At 43.7% G+C, this 4186-nt stretch carries 3 protein-coding genes and 1 pseudogene; all 4 read left to right on the forward strand.

Annotation, left to right across the window (positions count from 1 at the left end; genetic code table 11):
• Positions 1-166 precede the first annotated feature (166 nt).
• Positions 167-613, forward strand: a complete 447-nt coding sequence (locus AZ66_RS27450) for a hypothetical protein (protein ID WP_156160113.1) — start codon at positions 167-169, stop codon at positions 611-613.
• A gap of 84 nt (positions 614-697) precedes the next feature.
• Positions 698-1303, forward strand: coding sequence for a hypothetical protein (locus AZ66_RS27455; protein WP_044357814.1), 606 nt, complete (start codon positions 698-700; stop codon positions 1301-1303).
• Positions 1304-1431: 128 nt separating this feature from the next.
• Positions 1432-2911 (forward strand): annotated as a pseudogene (locus tag AZ66_RS27460) (IS1182 family transposase); the annotation flags it as partial.
• A gap of 352 nt (positions 2912-3263) precedes the next feature.
• Positions 3264-4186 (forward strand): IS110 family transposase (locus AZ66_RS27465; RefSeq protein ID WP_044357815.1); only part of this gene is annotated, 923 nt, incomplete at its 3' end.

A 4186-nucleotide genomic window follows, 5' to 3' on the forward strand; every position in this document is an offset into this window, starting at 1 on the left:
ATATAGCTAAAGACTACTTTTTGAAAAACTATAGAAAAGATAATAACCCGTGTATTACTATGCACTCAGTTTTGAAGTACATAAATGAAATAGATAAAAGTGTTGGGGGTACAATGACACTTCATGTAATTTCTCGTAATGGTACAGATACATATCAGGCGGTGATTTGAAAATGCTACTTAGTAAAAATGTAAAGATGGGTAGAAGTGCAACAATATATTGGGATCAGGTGGCAGAGAAGCCGTATATCCCTCAGGTTCCTAGATACATTCAAAGCACAAAGATAACTTCAACTACGATTGAATCTCCAACTATCCTGGCAGGAGCAATTAGAGGTGCCAGTATTCAAGGAGGAACCATAACATCAGATACCACGATTGATGTGGGAACGAATTTAAGTGTTGGCAAAGAAATAACCTTGCAGGGTACGGGTAATAAGACAATTTGGTTCTCTGGTATGAGAGGGGCAATTACATTTGACTATCAGAATGATGCATTTGAAATTGGCTCCATGAATGGATTGAATGTTACTGGTGGGCGGATATATGAGAATGGGATCACTGTTGCTACAACTGAATATGTTGATAAACATGTGGTTGCAAGATTTGGATAATTATTGCTGAGTGATGAGCTGTGAAAGAGCCCATGATCGGGCTCTTATTTTTATTAATTATATTAAAAGGAGAATTTATTTACTATGAAAAAGAATGTAAGCCTAAGAAAGTTGAAATCAAAGTACGGAAGAAACTATACACAAAAGAATGAGGATTTTGTAAAAAGTATCATGATGAACGAAATAGATAAATCATTAGTTAAAAATAAACTATCTAGGAACCTAAAGAAAGGTGAAGTATTAAATGCTGCAAGATTACTTATAAATTCTTGCAAGAGGAGTGTTGAACGTGTGAAAAATAAATCAAAAGTAGTCTACTATGGGAAACAAGACGATTGGGTGAATGATCCTAGTGATATGGCTCTATTCATAGCTAAAGATCCGAGTTTGATTACAAAATGGATATCTACTTTTATGCATTACTATGATGAGGGGAAGCCACAAAATCTCAGACCAACTCTAGAACGTATCAATTCAGATATAGGATATGTAAAGGGTAACATTGATATCCTGGCTTATAAGGTGAATGTACAAAATGCTGCTGGGATACCATGTATCGCATTAGTAAGTTATGAAGGAGTACTGACAATATTTGAAAGCATCAGTATCGAAGGTATAATAGAACGCCTTAATTCTGACTGGATAGCTATGCATTCCCGTGAAGCGACAAAAGCATATTTGCTGTTATAAAAAAATTAGGATGCCCCGTATAGAGAGCCCTGCAAAACGAATACAGTTTATGTAAAAAGCAACCCAGTACCGCGCCGGTACTGGGTTTGTTGTATACTGGGAGAAAAGGGAAAGCGAGATGAAAGGATTTGCTGCAGCCAGCCAGACAATTAACCGCATCGTTTCATGCGGAGTTATATAAACTTGTACCGGAAGACCACCTACTGCGCAAAATACATGCTGCTGTGGATTTTGGATTCATTCATGAACTAGTGGAGCATTCGTATTGTAAGTATTATGGCAGACCGGCAAACGAACCAGAATTGCTGTTTCGTTTGTTGTTCTTACAGATCCTGTACAACCTCTCGGATGAGCGAATCATACAGGAAGCTCAAGTCAATCTGGCGTACAAATGGTTTATTGGGATTAATCCAGAAGACTCGCTTCCGGATGCGTCACAACTGTCACGGTTCCGAAATCACCGCTTGGGAGCCAGCCAAGTTGAAGATGTGCTGAAACATGTGGTTGGCCAGTGCATGGAACAGGGATTGGTGAAAAGCAAAGCCATCATCATGGACGCGACACACACGCAGGCAGGTAGCCAAAAGCAACGGCCGTCTTGACGTATTGCGTGGTGCAGCCAAGCGTCTGTTTCGAGTTGTTACCAAACATCATCCCAAGCTGGAGAAGAAACTCCCTAAGTTACCATCCGTCAAAAGCGAGCAAGCGAATGCCGAGCAATTCATGCTGGCCTATTTGGCGCAGCTTAGCCAGACGGTAGAAGAGCTCTTGCCGGATCATGAAGGTGCGGTGAGCGATAAACTTGGCATCGCTAAGCAGATTATCGAGGACGAGCGGCTACTCTCACATAAGGGGATTCTCTCAGCTATCGACCCAAATGCGCGCTTCGGCTGGAAGAGCAGTTCTAAATCGTTTTTCGGGTACAAAGAACATATCGCGATGACGGAAGAAGAAATAATTACCGCCTTAGAGGTGACACCGGGAAGCACCGACGACGGGAAGCAATTGTTGGCGTTGCTCGAACAGACAACAGCAAATGGCATAAGCGTAAGTGAAATCATTGCGGATACCGCATATTCTGGCAAGGAAAATTTAGCGAGAATGAAAAAGGAAAACATATCGCCTGTCGTACCGCTAAACCCCGTCGTTCACGAGGGAGGCCAGCGTCAGGAAGGATTTGAATATAACAAGGACGCCGATTTCGTCATCTGTCCGGCCGGTGAACGAAGTAAGCGCAAGGCGATTCAAGGTAGCAAGACCAGTGGAGACAGTCGCTCTCTCGTGTATTACTTTGACGTCGAGAAGTGCAAGACGTGTCCGATGCGTGAAGGATGTTACAAGCCGGGCGCCAAGAGCAAAACCTACTTGATTCGAATCATCGCCGAACATTTCAAGGAACAGATCGAGTTCGAATTAAGCGATGCGTTCAAGGAACGAATCAAGCGCAGACCAATCATTGAACATAAAAATGCAGAAATGAAAAGATTCCACGGTATGGACACGGCTAAATATCGAGGTCTCTTTCGTATGCGAATACAAGCCTACCTCACCGCGTTCGTTGTAAACGCAAAGCGGATGGTAAAGCTAATAGAGCAAATGCAGCCTACTCCTCGGGTGAGGATAGACTGCTTTTTTCTCTCATGGGACTCTTTTTTCATTTTTTGGCTTTCACCTCAATAAAATTGAGGCTTTTGCAGGGATCTCCGTATAGGGCATCTTTCGTATTATTAGGTCAGCCAGAGATTTCTGGTTGGCCTATTTTTATAGGCATCTTATGATGGTGGTAGCCGGGAGAACGTGGGCGTCTTTGGGACACAGATCCCGTCAAAAAAACTGTTCTCTCACTACCGTCCAATGACCATGTTTGAGCTGGTAGAGGCTGTTGACCTCGCATCACAAGCGAAGCTATGGGTTTGGAAGCCATGTGGGAATGCCGGCAAATCGAATCAAGGAGGTTATTATGCAGCCAGTAATAGGAATAGACGTGGCAAAAGGGATTAGCGTCATACAGGCCTTTATCGATCGCAATGAACCCTACGGGAAGATGGAGAACCTTCAGCATGGGGAGAAAGGCTTTGAACAGCTAGGGGAATTGTTAGAAACGCTCAAACAGGCAAGTGGCGTCGATCCCGTTGTTGTTCTAGAGGCAACCGGACATTACCATCGAAGTCTGACAGGATATCTTAAACGCAGTGGATGGACTCATTACATTGTCAATCCCTTACAAGCGAAACGCTCGAAAAGTACACAGCTTCGCAAGGTGAAAACAGATGCAGCGGATGCATGGCATTTGGCTGAGATGTATTACCGAGGGGATGTTAAAGCGCACCGTGAGTGGGAAGAAACCTATACTGAGCTTCAACACTTGACGAGGCAACATGAGTTCGTAACTGCGATGTATGTGCAGGCCAAGTTAAACAGCAGAGCTTTGCTTGAACAGGTGTTTCCGGACTTTATTGGGCTATTTCATAATTTGTATGCGACAACATCATTGAAAGTGCTAGAGCGATGTTTGAAGAGCAAGACTGAAGATGTGGAAACCCTCATCCGTGAATGTGTAGGTAAATCCCATTCCAAAGGATGGATTGCAGAGAAAACGGAACGGCTGAGGGAAGTCATACTGGGCTGGAGTACACAAGCCAGAAGTCAATCCCAGAGCGTAGCGTTGACCAGCATGGTCTCACTGTTATTGGAATTCGACAAACAGTTAAGTCATTTGGAAAAGCAGATAGAAGAACTGAGTTTAGAGTTACCCGAAGTGGAATTGGTCAAGAGCGTCCCAGGAATTGGGGACAAGCTGGCGGCTGCCATCGTGGCGGAACTCGGGGATGCAAGCCAATTCAAGGATGCAAAGCAACTCGTTGCGTATGCAGGACTAGATCC

Source organism: Paenibacillus sp. E194, from assembly GCF_000935845.1.
In the GTDB taxonomy this organism is placed as follows: Bacteria; Bacillota; Bacilli; order Paenibacillales; family Paenibacillaceae; genus Paenibacillus_B; species Paenibacillus_B alvei_B.